Origin of the sequence: Sphingobacterium alimentarium, from assembly GCF_004342685.1 — a bacterium.
GTDB lineage: Bacteria > Bacteroidota > Bacteroidia > Sphingobacteriales > Sphingobacteriaceae > Sphingobacterium > Sphingobacterium alimentarium.
In genome coordinates this window covers 16,079-33,784 of record NZ_SMBZ01000032.1, presented here as the reverse complement: position 1 = coordinate 33,784, position 17,706 = coordinate 16,079, and the positions used below count along the sequence as shown (strand labels likewise).

Annotated in this window: 16 protein-coding genes; all 16 read right to left on the bottom strand. The window is 32.5% G+C overall.

Annotated features, from left to right (window positions below):
• Positions 1-11: 11 nt before the first annotated feature.
• A complete protein-coding gene (locus EDC17_RS11580; protein WP_132778231.1) occupies positions 12-1,700 on the bottom strand; it encodes a glycosyl hydrolase family 28-related protein in 1,689 nt (562 codons plus the stop codon).
• Positions 1,701-1,998: 298 nt separating this feature from the next.
• Entirely contained in the window at positions 1,999-2,772 is a 774-nt protein-coding gene (locus tag EDC17_RS11575) for an acyltransferase family protein (protein ID WP_132778230.1), read from the bottom strand.
• 1 nt (position 2,773) lies between these two features.
• Positions 2,774-4,888: a bi-domain-containing oxidoreductase gene (locus EDC17_RS11570; RefSeq protein ID WP_132778229.1), complete on the bottom strand. Its 2,115-nt coding sequence runs from the start codon at positions 4,886-4,888 to the stop codon at positions 2,774-2,776.
• Between the two features lie 2 nt (positions 4,889-4,890).
• Positions 4,891-5,652 (bottom strand): AglZ/HisF2 family acetamidino modification protein, encoded by a 762-nt coding sequence (locus tag EDC17_RS11565; protein WP_132778228.1) that lies wholly within the window; start codon positions 5,650-5,652, stop codon positions 4,891-4,893.
• Entirely contained in the window at positions 5,652-6,266 is a 615-nt protein-coding gene (gene hisH / locus EDC17_RS11560; RefSeq protein ID WP_132778227.1) for an imidazole glycerol phosphate synthase subunit HisH, read from the bottom strand. Before hisH ends, EDC17_RS11565 begins: the two co-directional genes overlap by 1 nt.
• The gene (locus EDC17_RS11555; protein WP_132778226.1) at positions 6,263-7,399 is read right to left on the bottom strand and encodes an N-acetyl sugar amidotransferase; all 1,137 of its coding nucleotides are present in this window, start codon (positions 7,397-7,399) and stop codon (positions 6,263-6,265) included. Before EDC17_RS11555 ends, hisH begins: the two co-directional genes overlap by 4 nt.
• A 7-nt stretch (positions 7,400-7,406) precedes the next feature.
• Positions 7,407-8,498, bottom strand: coding sequence for a glycosyltransferase family 4 protein (locus tag EDC17_RS11550; RefSeq protein WP_165894411.1), 1,092 nt, complete (start codon positions 8,496-8,498; stop codon positions 7,407-7,409).
• Between the two features lie 14 nt (positions 8,499-8,512).
• Positions 8,513-9,547, bottom strand: coding sequence for a glycosyltransferase (locus tag EDC17_RS11545; RefSeq protein ID WP_132778224.1), 1,035 nt, complete (start codon positions 9,545-9,547; stop codon positions 8,513-8,515).
• Complete coding sequence (locus tag EDC17_RS11540; RefSeq protein ID WP_132778223.1) at positions 9,540-10,745, bottom strand: DUF6337 family protein; 1,206 nt, start codon at positions 10,743-10,745, stop codon at positions 9,540-9,542. The genes EDC17_RS11545 and EDC17_RS11540 overlap by 8 nt, the downstream gene beginning before the upstream one ends.
• A 3-nt stretch (positions 10,746-10,748) precedes the next feature.
• A complete protein-coding gene (locus EDC17_RS11535; protein ID WP_132778222.1) occupies positions 10,749-11,987 on the bottom strand; it encodes an oligosaccharide flippase family protein in 1,239 nt (412 codons plus the stop codon).
• A gap of 7 nt (positions 11,988-11,994) precedes the next feature.
• Positions 11,995-12,855, bottom strand: coding sequence for a glucose-1-phosphate thymidylyltransferase RfbA (rfbA, locus tag EDC17_RS11530; RefSeq protein ID WP_132778239.1), 861 nt, complete (start codon positions 12,853-12,855; stop codon positions 11,995-11,997).
• Between the two features lie 26 nt (positions 12,856-12,881).
• Positions 12,882-13,733, bottom strand: a complete 852-nt coding sequence (rfbD, locus tag EDC17_RS11525) for a dTDP-4-dehydrorhamnose reductase (protein WP_132778221.1) — start codon at positions 13,731-13,733, stop codon at positions 12,882-12,884.
• Complete coding sequence (gene rfbC / locus EDC17_RS11520; RefSeq protein ID WP_132778220.1) at positions 13,730-14,278, bottom strand: dTDP-4-dehydrorhamnose 3,5-epimerase; 549 nt, start codon at positions 14,276-14,278, stop codon at positions 13,730-13,732. The genes rfbD and rfbC overlap by 4 nt, the downstream gene beginning before the upstream one ends.
• Before the next feature lie 13 nt (positions 14,279-14,291).
• Positions 14,292-15,347, bottom strand: a complete 1,056-nt coding sequence (gene rfbB, locus EDC17_RS11515) for a dTDP-glucose 4,6-dehydratase (protein ID WP_132778219.1) — start codon at positions 15,345-15,347, stop codon at positions 14,292-14,294.
• Positions 15,348-15,350: 3 nt separating this feature from the next.
• Positions 15,351-16,559 (bottom strand): UDP-N-acetyl-D-mannosamine dehydrogenase, encoded by a 1,209-nt coding sequence (gene wecC, locus EDC17_RS11510; RefSeq protein ID WP_132778218.1) that lies wholly within the window; start codon positions 16,557-16,559, stop codon positions 15,351-15,353.
• Positions 16,560-16,565: 6 nt separating this feature from the next.
• Positions 16,566-17,687, bottom strand: a complete 1,122-nt coding sequence (gene wecB / locus EDC17_RS11505; protein ID WP_132778217.1) for a non-hydrolyzing UDP-N-acetylglucosamine 2-epimerase — start codon at positions 17,685-17,687, stop codon at positions 16,566-16,568.
• Positions 17,688-17,706 lie beyond the last annotated feature (19 nt).

The following is a 17,706-nucleotide window of genomic DNA, read 5'->3' as shown; positions in this document are numbered from 1 at the left end:
TTATCTCTTAACTAGTTTACACTTATTTCTTTCCACACTCCAGGATTTCCACTTTCGATACATTCCCAACCAATGATTTTGTCAGTATTCAAGCTAGATTTTAATCTTCTTTTAAGAAGAACTTGGCCTTTTTGAAAATTCCCCTTTGAAGGTTTTGTTAATGAAAAATATAAATTACTATTATTTTCACTAGTTGCACGTTCATGCAGATTATTGTCCAGTTCTTGTTTTTGGAATTTATTCCCGTTAGAAATGACCTTTTTGGAATTATCAATTAAAATGCGCTTATCCAATGGCTTTATAGCACCATTAAAATCATAACAATAATTATTTTTTAAATCAACATTTTCAATTGACAATCCTTCTACAGGTGTAATACTGATATTAGATGTACCCGCATTCGCACAAATGTTATTATAAATTTTAACATTTTTTCCTCCAGCCATTCTTATATTTTCTTTCATACTATTCAAAATAATATTATTACTTAAAGTAATATCTGATGCATCTGACACTAATATTCCTTGTCCATCACTAAACAATATTTTATTGTTAGAGACAATGTGTCCACCCTGATTCATATCCAATCTTATTCCTGCGGCACCTTTTCCAGTCGTAGAAATAGAATTATTATTTATAAAAACATTTTTTGCATTTATACCTACTAAAATTCCATGATAAAATGATTCTATAGTATTATTTTCTACTATTACATTCACGCCATTGGCCTTTATCCCATAAAAAATCTCATATTTCTCACCCTGAAATAAATTTTTAATAATATTATTAGAAATGGTTACATTTTTACTTGGCAAATATCTTCCACTATTATTTTCATGGGTTTCACACTTAAATCCAGCAGCAGCTTTATCTACATAGTTGTACCTAATTATAACGTTTTCTGCTCCACCACTAGCATCTACTGCCATACCTCCCCCATTTTTTTGAATTGTCATTCTCATTAAACCTATATTATGAAATTTAGACTCTTCAACAAGTAATCCATTTACTAGACCAAGACCAACTGCATTACTTCCAATATCAAAAAAGGAACAGTTTATAATTTTGATATTATATGAGGTATTTTTCGGTAAAGGATCAGCAGGTCTAGCATAACTATGAATTCCATCAAAAAAAGAATTAGATAGAACTAAATTTTTAAACGTTAACCCATTTACACTGTTAGTTTTTTTTGGCTGAATTAAAAATAAATTATATGCTCCATCTACATCCCAAGTTTCATCTTTCCAATCATCAATAATTATTTCATTAAAATTTGAGGATCCTCCATTAATAGAAAAGTCAGAGAATAATACATTTTTGGCACTATTTATATGAAAACCATATAGTAATTTTTTAGTTCTACTAAATTTACCCCATTTATAAATTAATTTAGAGTCCTCACCATCACCTCGAACAGTAACATTACTTTTGTTAAATTGTAATGTTTGTCTTATTAAGTATTTACCTTTTGGAATATAGAGAGTTTGATTTTCTCGGAGTGAATTAATTATATTTTGAAAAGCTGGTCCATCATCGTGAATGCCGTCACCTTTGGCACCATAATTTTTAACATTTATAATAGAGACATTTGAATCGATTTCTTTTCCAATTTGATTTAGTTTAAAATCAATTTTTGTTGAGCCAAATACAGGAAAAATACAACAAATAATAAATAAAAAATAAAAAGTACGTTTCATTATTCAATTTTATTTTAGATTCAATGCTGGCTTTTCAATGAATTTCCAAGACAGAAATGAAATAAAAAATGTAAAAACAAAAACTACAACTAGCACCCAATAATTATCGTAAAAGCCTAAATACATAGCTAAATTTACAATTGGCATATGAAACAAATACATACCATAAGAAAGATCATTTCCATTGAAGAATTTCTTCTGCGGAACATTTGTATACGCTATTGAAATTGTAGTACCGAGCAATAAAAAAGTTGAAAATAACCCATAGAAATTGGGCCAATAGGTCACCTCATATTTATTAAGTATTAAAGAAAAAAATAATATAATAAGAGAAATAACAAGATAACCAAACAAAACCCTTATTGACAAAATATATTTTTATCACCTCCCATTTAATTTTAATTAAAACTCCAATTAAAAAATAAAACAAATATGGCAGAAGGTTTAATCCTAACAATTTTTGAATAATGTTTAGATCTTGTGCTCTTGCTTTAAAATTATCATTATACCAAAAATTGTAAAGTATTGATATTCCGATTAAAATGATAATCGCAATGATTCTAAAGTTTATTTTCTTCAGTAAAAACAGGAAAGGAATAAATAAATAAAAGCTAAATTCAATAAAAATTGTCCATAGACTACCATTCGGATTTCCTGCACCAAAAGATCTTAAAAAATCAGGAGTATAAAATTGAAATATTGTAATCTGAGTAAACACCCATAACCAAAAAGATTTCAACATTATATTAGGGATTATAAACCCTAGGATAGTCAACATTAAAAGTGTAAAAATAAATACAAACCATAAACCAGGAAATATTCTAAGCATTCTATTTTTCAAATATTGTCTTAAATTATTATTTCTTTCGTAAGAGGTGTAAATTAGAAATCCACTAATAACAAAAAAAATTGGAACTCCGGGAATTGGTTCTATAATTTTCTTAATAATATTACTAACAGTAATATTATTAAGAAATAAATGTTCAATGCTATGCCAAATTACAACTTGACTAGCAGCTACAAATCTTATTATATCAAAATTATTTGACCTATTGGGTACAATTGTTTTCATACTAAATTTCGATCCAAGAATTGTTTTTCAAACTTTCAATGGCTGCAAAGGAGGCCTTAGTGGTATTAATAATTTCATCAAAAGGAATAATGGAAGGACCTCCATTTTTTATTCTTTCCACTAAAATTCTAAACTGCTCATGATGTCCTTTATCCAATTTTGTTTTTAATTTAGAAAATCCCTTAGTTCCAAAACCTTCAGTAACACGGAAATTGTCCATTACAATAGTTCTCTCTTGAGAATACACTTCAACTCTTTCTTTTGAATATGCCTTAGAACCATTAGAAAAATAATTTATTACACCCGTGGACCCATTCTCATACTTCAAAAGTATACTAGCATTGTCCGTATTTTCTTCAGGATTTGTTCCCATAGCGTTCATACATACTGATTTAACTTTACTTCCTGTTAAATATGTAATTAAATCAATAAAATGGCATGCTTCGCCAATAATTCTACCTCCTCCAACTTTCAAATCGTGAACCCAGACATTATTAGGGATAAAACCGGCGTTCATGGTAGCTACTACATTCATCATGGAGTCACCAACAATAGATTTGATTTTTTGAATATGTGGAGAAAATCTTCTGTTGAAACCAACAGTCAGTGTTTTTCCTGATCTTTCATATTCTTGTATGATTTTATCTAACTCTTCATTATTTAAAGCCAATGGTTTTTCAACGAAAACATTTTTTCCTGCTGATAAAGATTCCAAAACCATACTTGCATGTTGATCGTGGCGAGTAGTAATTAGCACCAAATCAACTTCAGAATCTTGTAAGATTTCATGATAATCAGTAGTTGAATTATTAATTGAAAATTTCTGTGCTAATGCTGTACCGGATATACCACTTCTACTTGCAATAAATTTAACGGATGCATTTGTGGTTTTTAATGCAGGTAACATTGTCATTTTTGTGAAATTACCTGAACCTATTATTCCTAAAATACCCTTAGAGCCTGCAAAATTCGAATCTTTAATTTTTACAGTATGATTGGGATTTAAATTTAAATTTTCATCATATTTAATTATGGACGCAATTGATCGTTTAGTTCCTATTTCTCCATAAACATCCAAATAGTTTTCTAGAAGTACGATCTCAGAAATCATTTCTTTTACCTTTAGCTTTTCTGAACGTATAGCCTCAAGAATCGTTTCAAAATTCCTTTTTTCAGTCCAACGTACAAAAGGCAAAGGATAATCTATTCCTTTTTGTTCATAATCATCATCATACCTACCTGGACCGTAGGAACAGGATACTTGAAAAGTTAATTCCTTTTCATAGAATTCTGCTCTGCTGAGATTTAAACCAATAACACCAACTAAAACTATTTTCCCTCTTTTCCTACTCATATTGGCAGATTGGGAAATAATGTCATTATTTTTTGCGGAAGCGGTGATAATTACACCATCAGCTCCAACACCATTCGTTTTTTCGGAAACAAATTTTACAATATCTCCTTGTAGAGGGTTGAAAGGTATGATGCCCCAACTTTTTGCTAATTCCAATTTTGCAGGATCAATATCTGACCCTATTACTCGGCAGCCGTTAGCAACTAATAGCTGTGCAGTTATCAACCCAATTAAACCCAAACCTATTACAACAACTGTTTCTCCAAGTGTAGGGTTTAATAGTCTAATTCCCTGCAAACCAATAGAGCCAATCACTGTAAATGAAGCTTCTTCATCTGAAACTTCTTCCGGAACATGAGCTACTAAATTTTTTGGAACAGAAACAAATTCAGCATGTTGACCATTTGAAGCAACTCTGTCTCCAACTTTAAAATCTGTAACTCCTTCCCCGACTGCAATTACTTTCCCAACATTGCAATAACCTAAAGGTAAAGGCTCTCCCAATTTATTGAAAACAGTTTCTAGGGTTGGCATAAGGCCATCAGTTTTAATTTTATCTAAAACTTGTTTTACCTTATCTGGTTGCTGCCTAGCTTTCGATATTAAGCTTGATTTACCAAACTCAACTAACATCCGCTCAGTTCCCAAGGAAACTAAACTTCTGGTGGTCTGAATTAGTACATTTCCACGCTTAACTAAAGGTGCTGGCACTTCTTCTAATATTGTTTCTCCTGTTTTAAAGGATTGAATTATTTGTTTCATATTTAATAAAGATTTTTACGTTCTGCTAGGGAAGGATAATTGATTAAAACTGCTCTGTATTTCCCTTTAAATACAAATAAACTACCGGCTGATACACCAATAACTTTATACCGATCTATAGCTTGCTTAATATCATCTAATTGACCTGCACCTCCTAGAATTGTTAATGGCCCATCAGACATCTCTCTTGCCATATCAAATAATTTGAAATCAAACCCTTTCATTTTTCCATCATCTTCTATTGAATTAATAACTAATTCACCAATTCTATATTCTGAAAGTTTACTTAAAAAATCTTTTAATTTAATCCCTGTCGACTTCTTTCCATTGTGGGTAAATATTTCATAAGTGCCAAATAGTCCCTTTTTCTTAACGTCTAGTACTAAAACAACGCTTTGAGCACCAATAACTTCTCCTATTTCATTTAATAGGCTAGGGTTTTGAATTGCTGCAGAACTTAACGCAATCTTTTCAGCACCAAGTCCAATGATTCTTTTTGCTTCTTCTACAGTCGTAACTCCCCCTCCATAACAAAAAGGCATTCGACACTCGACTGCAATATTTTTGATCATCTCAAAATCAGGCCCTCGATTTTCGGCTGTAGCATCAATATCAATTACCATCAATTCATCTACCTCCTTTTCATTGAAAATCTTCACGGCATTGATCGGATCACCAACATATTTAGGATCAGCGAAATTTGTAGTCTTAACTAATCCTTTCTTATGGACTAATAAGCATGGGATAATTCTGGATTTTAACATTATATTAAAGCGAAATTTCTTAATAAATTAACACCATTACTATGACTTTTTTCGGGATGGAATTGAACACCATAGACATTTTGGAAATTAACGGCCGCTGTAAATTCATAGCCATATGAGGCAGTACAGATTGAGTCATTTTTATCCCTACATTCAAAATAATAGGAATGCAAAAAATAAAACCCCCTTTCTACATCCAAATCCTTTAATAAAGGGGTTTCTCGTGTGATTTCAATTGAATTCCATCCCATATGAGGTAACTTTGGCTTAAAATTTAACAAAGATTCATCAAATTTCTTGACATGTCCTTTGACATACCCTAAGCCTTTTAAATTTCCTTCATCACTGCTCTCAGCCAACACCTGCATTCCAACACAAATCCCCATTATCGGCACTTTCTTTTCTAATACCTCCACGTCAAGTTTTTCTCTAAATCCATATTCGTCCAACTTAGAAATGGTTTCATCAAATGCACCTACCCCCGGTAAAAATAGTTTTTCAGCTCCTACAACTTCATCTCCATTTTTGGCAATTTTATAAGGAACTTTCAGTTGATCATAAATATTACAAATTGCTTTAATATTACCCGATCCGTAATTAATAATGGTAATCATCGTTTGATGGATTTTTCAACGCCCAACATTTTCAATGCCTTTGCTCCAAAATTGAACATGGATTTCTGATTTTTATAATCCCAATAAAATTTCTTCGGCATATCAAAATATTTTTGCAATTCAGCTGGACTAATCCCTAATTTTGTTGCTATATAATTGAATTCATCCTTAATTTTTAAAGGATCATAGGCCGGAACTTTTAGCTTTTCAATTGCCTCTTCTCTGTTCATTTGACCAGTAAGGATTAAACTTGAGAATTGTACTCGTCTTGTATCAAAACCAAACCTTTCAGGTAACCAGTAACCTTCATAGAATTTAGTAAATCGTGATTCAAAATGTTTTTGAGGATATGGTGTCCATCCATATTCATTTTTCAACAATTCTAAAGCCTCCGATTTTATATATGGAATATAATTTAAAGGCTTAACAACTTGAACTTGTTTAACATACCTCAAATAGAACTTATGTCTTAACACAGGACTAAATGGATAGGTTTCCATTTTATTTGTACTGAATTTCTTTCGAATATCATTAATTTGAGCCATATCCGTCCCATAATAAAGGTATTCCATCGGATTTCGAACGCATTCAGTAGAAATATTACCCCCATTCAAAATATATTTTATTTTATATTTATCAGCGAAGTTATAAAGAGTGGCAACAAAAGCATGATCCTGAGGGATATCCAAATGCGGAACACCTGATTTGAAGAATGCCAATTGAAAGTCTTTCATTTCCTCCCAATTAATAACTTCTGTATATAGATCCAATCCTAGTTTATCAATCATAACTTGGATATTATTTACAGCAAGTTCTGAATTCCATCCCCCATCAACATGAAAAACTAATGGGCGTAGACCGTATTGGGTTACTGCAACATGCAATAAATAGGAGCTATCCACACCCCCACTCATACCTAAAATACAATCAAAATCTTTCCCTTTTCCTTCTTCCTTGATTTTTGCTACAAGAGCAAGTAATTCTTCATGGCCTTTTTTATCAGTATGCCAATTCGGTTTTACATTTTCATTGAAATCTTTACAATGATCACAAACTCCATTTTCATCAAATACAATATTTGTATCCGAAGTATCCATTACACAGTTTGTACAAATTTGGTAGGCTCGACTCATTTTCTTTTTATTTAATCAATAATTCATATACTTTTTTAAAGGATCTCCTCTGATCGAACATATCTAATGCCTCATCACTTGGTTGATATGTTTGGGATGTGATTTCCTTTGCTTCCTCAATTGCATCTTCAAACCAATTTCCCTTTTCAAGATCGATAAGAATAATCCTTTTTTTCATGCAACTTGGTAATATATCATAATAAGCATTATAGGTAATTGCAACAGCAGCTCCACAAAATATAGATTCATATACACTCCTTGGTGACGAATCTGAATAAGGAATAGAAACAACTAATAGGGTTTTCGATAGGATATCATACATTGTGTTTCTATCTACTCTTCCTATTTTTTTATCATTTTCATTTAATTTAACAACTTCTTCATACTGTTGTTCAGCGAATGGATAAATAAATGATATTGGATAAAAATTTTTGGCATGATTTCTTGCTGTAACAAGATCTTCAATTCGATAAAGAGCTGTAAATCCTCTAATAGATAAAACAGTTTCTCTTTTTTGGTTTTGAAAGGTGTCAACTTTTTCTTTAATTGACTTTAAGTCAATTCCATTTTGTATTATATGGGCATTAACTCCTGAAATTTCTTTTACCCCCTTTTTCATGTTTTCAGAATCAACTGTAATTGCTTTTGCAGCATTCATAGATTTATCAGCTAAATTTCTATAAAACTTAGATCTATTTGGTTTCAAAAGGATATCACTTCCTTGAGGGGTACCAACAAAATCAACTTTCGCCAACCAGCCTAACCATAAATAATACATGGAATGCGCATGAAATTTTGAATTAGGATACTGTTTTGCAAAATTCTTTAATTTTTTGACCTGAATTGGCAAAACCATTAATTTCAAAAGATTTCTCCAAATATGGCCGATTTTAGATTGCTTTTTAAAAAGAAACTTATCTAATATTAATAACTCATAAACTTTATCCGTGTCATCGATAATTTTCTTAAATCCTTCTCCTTGTATTAAATCCGTTAAAAGAACAACTTCATGTGATTTCACTTCTTCTTTTGCACTTTTATACCAATCCATGGCATGAAAGTCCCTGGCACCACATAGAAAAACAATTTTATTCTCCATTACCATTATCTGTATTAATAAACTTTTCTCGAAATTCTTGCAAAATCTGCTTGCGTAAATTTTTCTAGATTATTTACATTATCTAAAATATCTTTCCACATATTCCATGCAATTTTTAAGCTAAACTTTTTATTAGCAAGTAATAAACGTATCGAACTCAAAACATGTGCTACAACAGTTATTCTCCAATAAACAGGATTTAGGTTATCCTTTAGATTTGAAAGCCTCTGTGCATAATGATAGACCATATTTCCAATAAATTTATCTGAAAACTTATCTCGTGAGGCGCCCACCTTATGATATACAATCGCATCTAATAGACATACTGTTTTAAACCCTCTTTTTTTTAACCTTAACGCTAATTCCAAATCCTCTTCCCCAAAAAAGAATTTTTCAGATAATCGATCAGTTTTATGCAAGTCCATCAAAATGGTACAACCTGTCCCGTAGTCTACGAACATTGTTCCCTTTTGCGGAACGTTCTTTACGTCTGCGTCAGCATAATAGTATTTTCGAATTCCTAAGGCATTTATTTTCCCTCCACAATTCCAGATGATATTTTTATTTCTAAAGTATCTTATTTGTGGAATAACAGCTGCAACTTTATTTGTTTGATCTCCTATTAAAATTTCCATCATTTTATTAAGAGCATCGTCTTCAATTTCAGTATCATTGTTTAACAGCAATACATATTGTCCACCTAGATTTTGAACAAATTCAACAGCTATATTATTTCCTTTAGCAAAACCTAAATTCTCATTATTTTTAATAAAAATTAATTTATCCTTTCCTCCATTGACTATAAAATCCTCTCCTAATTGGTAGTTAGGAGAAAGGAAATTTTCTTTAATATCAGAAACATAAACTTTATAAGTTTTTCTGCAATATTCCTCAATCGTCTCAATTTCTTCTGATTGAGAACCATTGTCCACTAAAATAACCCTGAAATTATCAGATTTTGAATTCGAAACAATGCTTTCCAAACACAGTTTAGTGTCTGACCATCCATTCCAATTTAATACTATTATAAAATATAAATTTTTATCCACGTGAAATTTTTAGTTTATATATGAAGTTTAAAATCAAACAAATCACCAATGATTCTATGGTAGCAACACTATTAAAATAGAAATCAAACCATCCGAAACAACTTACAGCCAAATAAAAGCAATAGAGAATTAGAAAAAAGAAGCTGTCCTTACCTTTACTTAATTTAAAAATAGCATGAAGTAATATTGAAAATATAATTATACAAAGCAGTCCAATATATTCACCACCATATAAATAAATAGTTCCGAAAAATGTTTTTACATTAATGGTAGTACTATTTCCAATATACGTCCATTCATCTGATATTACTGTCCCAACTAGATGGGAGTTTCCTGATAATGTATAAAAAACATTAAAGTATGATTGAAACAAAAACTCCGGATTTAATTCTACTAAAGCACCAGTATGAAAATATGCATTCATACTCGCCACTCCACAGACATAATAGAGAATCATATGATTCCAGATGAAATTGATATCTGCAAGCTCACCAAAAACTAAACTGTATGAAATATAAAATATTAAAAACCCAATAAATAAAGCAAATGCAATATGCAAGAAATTAACCTTTTTCTTAAAAAAGAAAACAACTGCAAAGAAATAGGAAATTAATAAAATCAATAAACCACTTTTTGTAGCATATAATACCGAACCTCCTAATACAACAGAAATAACAAATGCATTTTTCAATTTAAAAATAAATCCTCCTTTACTAAATAAACAGAGTACGGATATAATTGAAAGGATTTTCAATACGATCGTTAAATGTGCCTGAAACCCGCCTCCTAGATAAAGTTCAGCAGCATCCCCCCCAGAAGATTTATAAATAAAATAAGCATTAATAACGAAGTAAAGAAGAACTAGTGATAGAATAAATGAAAAATTCAAAAGGTACTTACCAAAATAAAGTATATCCTTTTTTCGTTCTTCTAGACTTGCTTCATATGGCCGCACTTTTATTAACAACGTTGACAATAGTCCAACCATCCAAAAAACAAGTAAACCATAGAACCAAATGAATAATACATCATAATCCAAAGGTAAAAACCCCATTGAATTTGAAGTTAAATCATAAAGATATATAATAATAAGTGTTGGAACAGACAAAATGACGCTTGGTGTATAATATGTCCCATGATATTTTTTATCCACGAGTACAATTATAATTGTCAATAATGTGAGTAAAAGTAAACCCATTTTTTATTTAATTTTTCTTAAGATCAACAAGAGGAGAACTATTTCAGCACTTATCATTGCGATAGAGGCTCCAATATCTTTCAAAAATAAAGATAAAGTGAAACAGATTATTAAACTAATAATCCCACTTATCCATACAATCCTTGAAAAATATGCCTCCAAATTCATATTGACCATACCTATAATTCCATAATAATAATTTAATCCACCAAATAAAATTATAAAGCTCAAAATTCTCAAATCCCAAATTGTGCTTTCAATCGCTGTCCCGAGATATAATTTTATAATAAGAGGAGCGGCGAGACACAAAACAATACTTCCCACTAAAAAGAGCATACCTAAATATCTACCAGTTTTTTGAAATACACTAAAGGTGTCTAATCCAGAACTAGCGAATTTTCTACTAAAATGTGGGTATAATGCAGTTACAATAATATTTGTAAACGATTGTATTGCCTTTACAAGTTTTTCAGCTGGAGCATATAATCCAACGATATAATAATTAGTGGTCATCCCTAATATTATTATATTAGATTCTCGATAGAAGTTCATTCCAATTGTTGATAAAAACAATTGCCAACCTTCTTTTAAATCAGTTTTAATCTGTTCAATACTGGGAATTCTAAAATCTATTCTACAATTAAATTGAACAAACAAACAAGAAATAATTGCACCTAAGAAAAAACTAATAGATTGTAATCCCATTAATAACCCCATATCTTTTTCAGTTTTTATATAAATAAGAATCAATAAAAATGCAATTAATCTGACCACTAAATTGATCACAGTAATAAACTTCATTTTTTCTAAACCTTGAAAAAGCCACACTGGAATAAGTCCTTGACCTAAAAATATTCCAGAACCTAATAAATAAATTTCAATTTGATTAGGGTAAATGAGATATCCTACTAACAGGAAAAAGATAATTATGATGGAAAGTAAAGAACGTATTATAGATATTGAACTATATGTAAGACTGATAATTTCTGAATTGTTTTGATTTTTAGCTATTTTATTTGTTGCAGAAAAATTAAAGCCGTATTGAACTAACAGATTAAGATAATTCAGAATTGTAAACGCAAAAATGTAAATCCCATAATTTTCAACACCTAGTCTCTTAATCAAAATAGGTATTATAAGTAAAGGGAAAATAAAATTTACAATATTTAAAATAGATAGCGATAGAAAATTCTCAAAAATTTTCTTTAAACTAGCTGATTTTAATTTATCTAACAATGCCAAGGTTGACTTATTTAATTATTTTTTCCAAGTATTCACCATATCCACTTTTTCTTAATGGTTCAGCAACAACTTTTAATTGTGCAGCATCAATATACCCCATTCGATAAGCCACTTCTTCAATTGCACCAATTTTCATTCCTTGGCGTTCCTCAATGACTTGAACAAACTGTCCGGCTTGCATTAGAGATTGAATGGTGCCGGTATCTAACCAAGCTGTACCACGATCAAAAACACCAACTTTTAATTTACCACGCTTCAAATATTCTTTATTCACGTCCGTAATCTCTAATTCGCCTCGATGAGAGGGTTTGATATTCTTTGCAATTTGCACGACCTCATTATCATAAAAATACAATCCGGGAACCGCATAATTTGATTTTGGTTCTTTTGGTTTTTCCTCTATGGAAACCACCTTTTTATTTGCATCAAATTCCACAACACCATAGCGCTCTGGATCATGGACAGGATAAGCAAAAACATAACCACCATCAGGATCAGCACAGGATTGTAATAATTTGGACATGCCTGAACCGTAAAAGATATTATCGCCTAAGATCAATGCTACTTTATCGTCACCAATAAACTCTTCCCCTAAGATAAAAGCTTGAGCTAGGCCATCCGGCGATGGCTGTTCAACATAAGAAAACTTACATCCAATTCTGGAACCATCTCCTAATAATTTCTTGAAATTAGGAAGATCATCTGGCGTAGAAATAATCAAGATTTCTTTAATACCAGCCAACATTAGAGTAGATAAAGGATAATATATCATCGGTTTATCGTAAACCGGCATCAATTGCTTAGAAACCGCTAATGTTAATGGATGTAACCTGGTACCAGATCCTCCTGCTAAAATAATTCCTTTCATGTTATGTTTTATTTCGTTCTTAATAGTTAGTTTAATTTTGATAACATCAACTCCAAGCTTGCTCTCCATTCCGGGACGTGCAAGTAATAATCTTGTTTAATCTTGCTTTTATCAAGTAAGGAAAATTTTGGTCGCTTTGCCGGGGTTGGGTATGCGGTGGTTGGAATAGCATTAATTTTACAATCAAGCTGCTTAATTTCTTTGATTGCTGAAGCAAAATCAAACCAACTGATTTCCCCTTCATTACTGTAATGATATATTCCAGCCTTCCAATCCTTGGATTCGATAATAGAAACGATGGCATTGGCCAAGTCATGTGCATAAGTCGGTGAACCCACTTGATCATTAATCACGGAAATTTCCTCTCGCTCACTCATCAGACGAATCATGGTTTTCACAAAGTTATTACCATAGGTGGAATATACCCAAGAAGTACGTATGATAATGGCATTGGGGTCTATACGTTGAATTGCTTCTTCCCCATGCAGTTTACTTAAACCATAAATATTAATTGGATCAACTGCAGCATCTTCCTTTAAAGCTTGGGATGATGTCCCATCAAACACATAATCGGTGGATATAGCGATTAATTTCACCATATTTGCTGCAGAATATTTGGCAATTTCAGCAGATGCTAGGTGATTTACGGTATTCGCTAATGCTTCCTCCGATTCCGCCTTATCAACTGCAGTATAAGCTGCTGCATGAATGATAACATCTGGTTGTAGATTAGCCAATACTTCACCTATTTTAGCAGGCTCATCCAAAGGTAATTTGCAACGATCTAAGAAAGCACAATCTTTATCCGAATGGGATTTTAACACCTCTTGAAGTTCGGAACCTAGTTGCCCATTACTTCCTGTGATGACGATTTTCATTGTCCAAAAACCTCCTTAAAGCTAGGTGCCTGCTTGTCCTTATCGGAAAGTTGAATTTCCTCTAATGGTAATTCCCAATCTACGGCAACATCCGCATCGAATGGATGTATACCACATTCTGATTCCTTATTGTAGAAATTATCGCATTTATAAAAAAATGTAGCTGTTTCACTTAACACAGCAAAGCCATGCAGAAATCCTCTTGGAATAAATAATTGTAATTTATTTTCAGCACTTAGTTTTACAGCAACGTATTGCCCGTAGGTAGGGGAGCCTGGCCTTACATCCACAGCCACATCAATTACTTCTCCTTCTAATACTCGAACTAATTTGGCTTGCGCATGTTCTCCTCCTTGTGCATGTAGACCACGTAAAACACCTCGTGTGGAGTAGGATTGATTATCCTGAACAAATTTCGTTTCAGTACCCGTTAAATTATTAAAGGTAGCTTCATTGAAACTCTCAAAGAAATAACCACGGCTATCTCCAAAAACTGCGGGCTCCAAAATAAAACAACCCGCTAATTTTGTTTCTGTAACTTTCATCTCCTAGCTTATTTTAATTTTTATGGTATTGTCCTTCGTAGTATTTCTGGTAATCGCCTGAAGTCACGTTATTTAACCATTCTTCATTGTTCAAGAACCAATCAATAGTTTCTGATAATCCTTGTTCGAATGTTACAGATGGCTGATAGCCCAATTCCTGATTGATTTTTGTCGCATCAATGGCGTAACGCAAATCATGACCTGGTCTATCTTTGACAAAGGTGATTAATTGTGCGGAAGTACCAGCTTCACGACCCAATTTCTCATCCATTTGCTTACACAATTCCTTCACCAAATCAATATTTTGCCATTCGTTGAATCCGCCAACATTATAGGAATCACCTACTTTACCTTGGTGGAAAACCAAATCAATAGCACGTGCATGGTCCTTTACAAATAACCAATCACGAGTGAATTTTCCATCTCCATAAATTGGAAGCGGTTTATTATTTAAGATATTGTGTATACACAATGGAATTAACTTTTCTGGGAAGTGGTTTGGACCATAGTTGTTCGAACAATTAGTTAATATAACAGGCATGCCATACGTATCGTGGTAAGCACGAACAAAGTGGTCAGAAGATGCCTTAGAGGCTGAATATGGAGAATGCGGATCATAAGCCGTTGTCTCCTCAAACAAACCTATTTCTCCTAAAGTTCCATATACCTCATCGGTGGAAACATGGTGAAATAACTTTCCTTCAAAATTATCCTTCCACAATTCTTTCGCAGCATTCAAAAGATTAACTGTTCCAATTACATTGGTCATAACAAATGCTGTAGGATTGGTAATGGAACGATCCACATGTGATTCCGCTGCTAAATGTATCACTCCATCTGGTTTATAGGTTGCAAACACCCGATTTATGGCGTCGGCATCAACAATATCCGCTTTAACAAATGTATAATTAGGTTCGTCTTGTATATCTATTAAGTTTTCTAAGTTACCTGCATAAGTCAGGGCATCTAAGTTGACGATCTTGTAATTTGGATATTTTTTTACAAATTCCCGAACTACATGCGAGCCTATAAACCCAGCTCCACCAGTAATTAACACAGTTTTTTCCATATCTTATTTATTGACTCCACAAAAATCTAATACGACTTTATTCTCATTTAATTCTAATCCATAAAACTCTTTATGAGCAACTAAAAAAGCTATGATATCCGATTTTTCAATAGCTTCCTCGTAGTTTGTTAATTTGAAGATTTTATGTTCGGTAATATTTGGCTCTACAATAAAATATTCTTCTTCATTGGCATCTTGTAATACTCGTTGAACAACATATTTCGCAGGAGATTCTCTTAAATCATCAATATTAGGTTTAAAAGCCATTCCCATCAATGCAATTTTGGGCTCTTTATTATTTTTTAACTGAAACTCTTTACGAGCTTCTTTTATTTTTTCAGCAACCCAAAAAGCTTTATGATTATTAATTTCCCGTGCTTTCCCAATAATTCTAGATTCTAATGGGAATTCAGATACAATAAAATAGGGATCAACCGCTATACAATGCCCTCCAACTCCACATCCTGGTTGTAAAATATTCACACGAGGGTGTTTGTTAGCCAATTTGATTAATTCCCAAACATTAATCCCTGCCTTATCACAGATAAGAGATAGTTCGTTAGCAAAAGCAATCTGAACATCACGCGAAGAATTTTCTGTTAATTTACACATTTCAGCAGTACGTGCGTTCGTAGCGTGAAGTTCCCCTTTAACAAATTGCTTATAAAATTCAATGGCTTTCTTCGTTGATTCATCATTGACTCCTCCGATAACACGGTCGTTGTGCACTAACTCATACATTACATTGCCTGGCAAGACTCTTTCTGGACAATAGGCTAAATATATTTTTCCTTCTAATTCAGGACGTTTAGCAAAAATTAAAGCCATCATCTTTTCCGTGGTGCCTACAGGAGAAGTAGATTCAATAATATATAAGTCGCCTTCTTTTAATAATGGGAGTACGGCTTCTGTTGCAGACTGAACATAAGAAATGTCTGGCTCGTGATCCCCTTTAAATGGAGTAGGAACAACAATTAAATATGTATCTGCAGGCACAGGAGTAGTACCAGCTTTTAGGAAACTATCTTGTACAGCTTGTGCCACTGCTTTATCCAATTCCGGTTCTACAATATGAATTTTACCAGCATTAATGGTATCAACCACATGTTGTGAAATATCCACTCCATGCACAGGGATACCTGAGTTTGCAATTAATGCGGATGTAGGTAATCCAATATAACCTAAACCTACGGTAACTACTTTAGCTTGCATTTCTTTTTATTTATTTAAGTTTCTAATAAAATTTACGATTCGTTCACATGCCTTTCCATCTCCATAAGGATTATGCAAGGCAGACATTTGCTGGTACCTATCTTGATCTTGTAATAGACTATTTGCCTCAGCAACAATTTTATTTTTATCAGTACCTACCAAGATAACTGTTCCGGCATCAACGGCTTCTGGTCGTTCTGTCGTTTCGCGCATAACCAATACCGGTTTCCCTAAACTTGGCGCTTCCTCTTGAACACCACCTGAGTCAGTAATTATTAAATAGGATTGATTCATTAACCAAACAAACGCAGGATAGGCTAGAGGGTCAATCAAATGAATATTAGAAACATCCGATAAGATTTCGTATACCGGTTTTTTCACATTTGGGTTTAAATGTACCGGATAAATAATTTGAACATCAGTGTTTTTTAAAGCGATTTCTTTTAAGGCTTCACAAATATTAATAAAACCTTGCCCATGATTTTCTCGACGATGACCAGTGACTAATATTAATTTTTTATTGACATCCACAAGATTTCTTAATTCCTCAATCTCTGGATTTTCTAAATCCTTAACGCGTTCTGAACTTTCAAATAAGGCATCGATCACTGTATTGCCTGTAACCAATATGTCATTTTCTTGAATATTTTCACGAAGCAGATTTTCCTTAGATGCTTCAGTAGGAGAGAAATGATAATCACAAATTCTTCCGGCTACTTGTCTATTGATCTCTTCTGGAAAAGGAGAGCGTTTATTGTGGGTTCTTAAACCTGCTTCCACATGACAAACCTGCGCCCCGGAATAAAATGCTGCTATGCTACTAGCCATTGTGGTAGTTGTATCCCCATGCACATATACATAGTCTGGTTTAAAATCTTCTAAAACTGGTTTTAATTCAGTTATGATATCCGCAGTAAGGGTATATAAATTTTGATTAGGTTTCATTAGGTTTAAATCAAAATCTGGAATAATATCAAAAAACTCCAATACTTGATCTAACATTTCCCGGTGTTGTGCTGTAACACAGACTTTGGTTTCAAAATCTGTTTGACTTTGAAATGCTTTCACTAAAGGTGCCATTTTTATGGCCTCTGGACGTGTCCCAAACACAATAAGATTTCTTTTCATATTATTATTTATATACCTA

Coding starts and splice junctions, on each gene's coding strand:
- EDC17_RS11580 (WP_132778231.1), bottom strand. CDS start 1,700: ATGAAACGTACTTTTTATTTTTTATTTATTATTTGTTGTATTTTTCCT.
- EDC17_RS11575 (WP_132778230.1), bottom strand. CDS start 2,772: ATGAAAACAATTGTACCCAATAGGTCAAATAATTTTGATATAATAAGA.
- EDC17_RS11570 (WP_132778229.1), bottom strand. CDS start 4,888: ATGAAACAAATAATTCAATCCTTTAAAACAGGAGAAACAATATTAGAA.
- EDC17_RS11565 (WP_132778228.1), bottom strand. CDS start 5,652: ATGTTAAAATCCAGAATTATCCCATGCTTATTAGTCCATAAGAAAGGA.
- hisH (WP_132778227.1), bottom strand. CDS start 6,266: ATGATTACCATTATTAATTACGGATCGGGTAATATTAAAGCAATTTGT.
- EDC17_RS11555 (WP_132778226.1), bottom strand. CDS start 7,399: ATGAGTCGAGCCTACCAAATTTGTACAAACTGTGTAATGGATACTTCG.
- EDC17_RS11550 (WP_165894411.1), bottom strand. CDS start 8,498: ATGGAGAATAAAATTGTTTTTCTATGTGGTGCCAGGGACTTTCATGCC.
- EDC17_RS11540 (WP_132778223.1), bottom strand. CDS start 10,745: ATGGGTTTACTTTTACTCACATTATTGACAATTATAATTGTACTCGTG.
- rfbA (WP_132778239.1), bottom strand. CDS start 12,855: ATGAAAGGAATTATTTTAGCAGGAGGATCTGGTACCAGGTTACATCCA.
- rfbD (WP_132778221.1), bottom strand. CDS start 13,733: ATGAAAATCGTCATCACAGGAAGTAATGGGCAACTAGGTTCCGAACTT.
- rfbC (WP_132778220.1), bottom strand. CDS start 14,278: ATGAAAGTTACAGAAACAAAATTAGCGGGTTGTTTTATTTTGGAGCCC.
- rfbB (WP_132778219.1), bottom strand. CDS start 15,347: ATGGAAAAAACTGTGTTAATTACTGGTGGAGCTGGGTTTATAGGCTCG.
- wecC (WP_132778218.1), bottom strand. CDS start 16,559: ATGCAAGCTAAAGTAGTTACCGTAGGTTTAGGTTATATTGGATTACCT.
- wecB (WP_132778217.1), bottom strand. CDS start 17,687: ATGAAAAGAAATCTTATTGTGTTTGGGACACGTCCAGAGGCCATAAAA.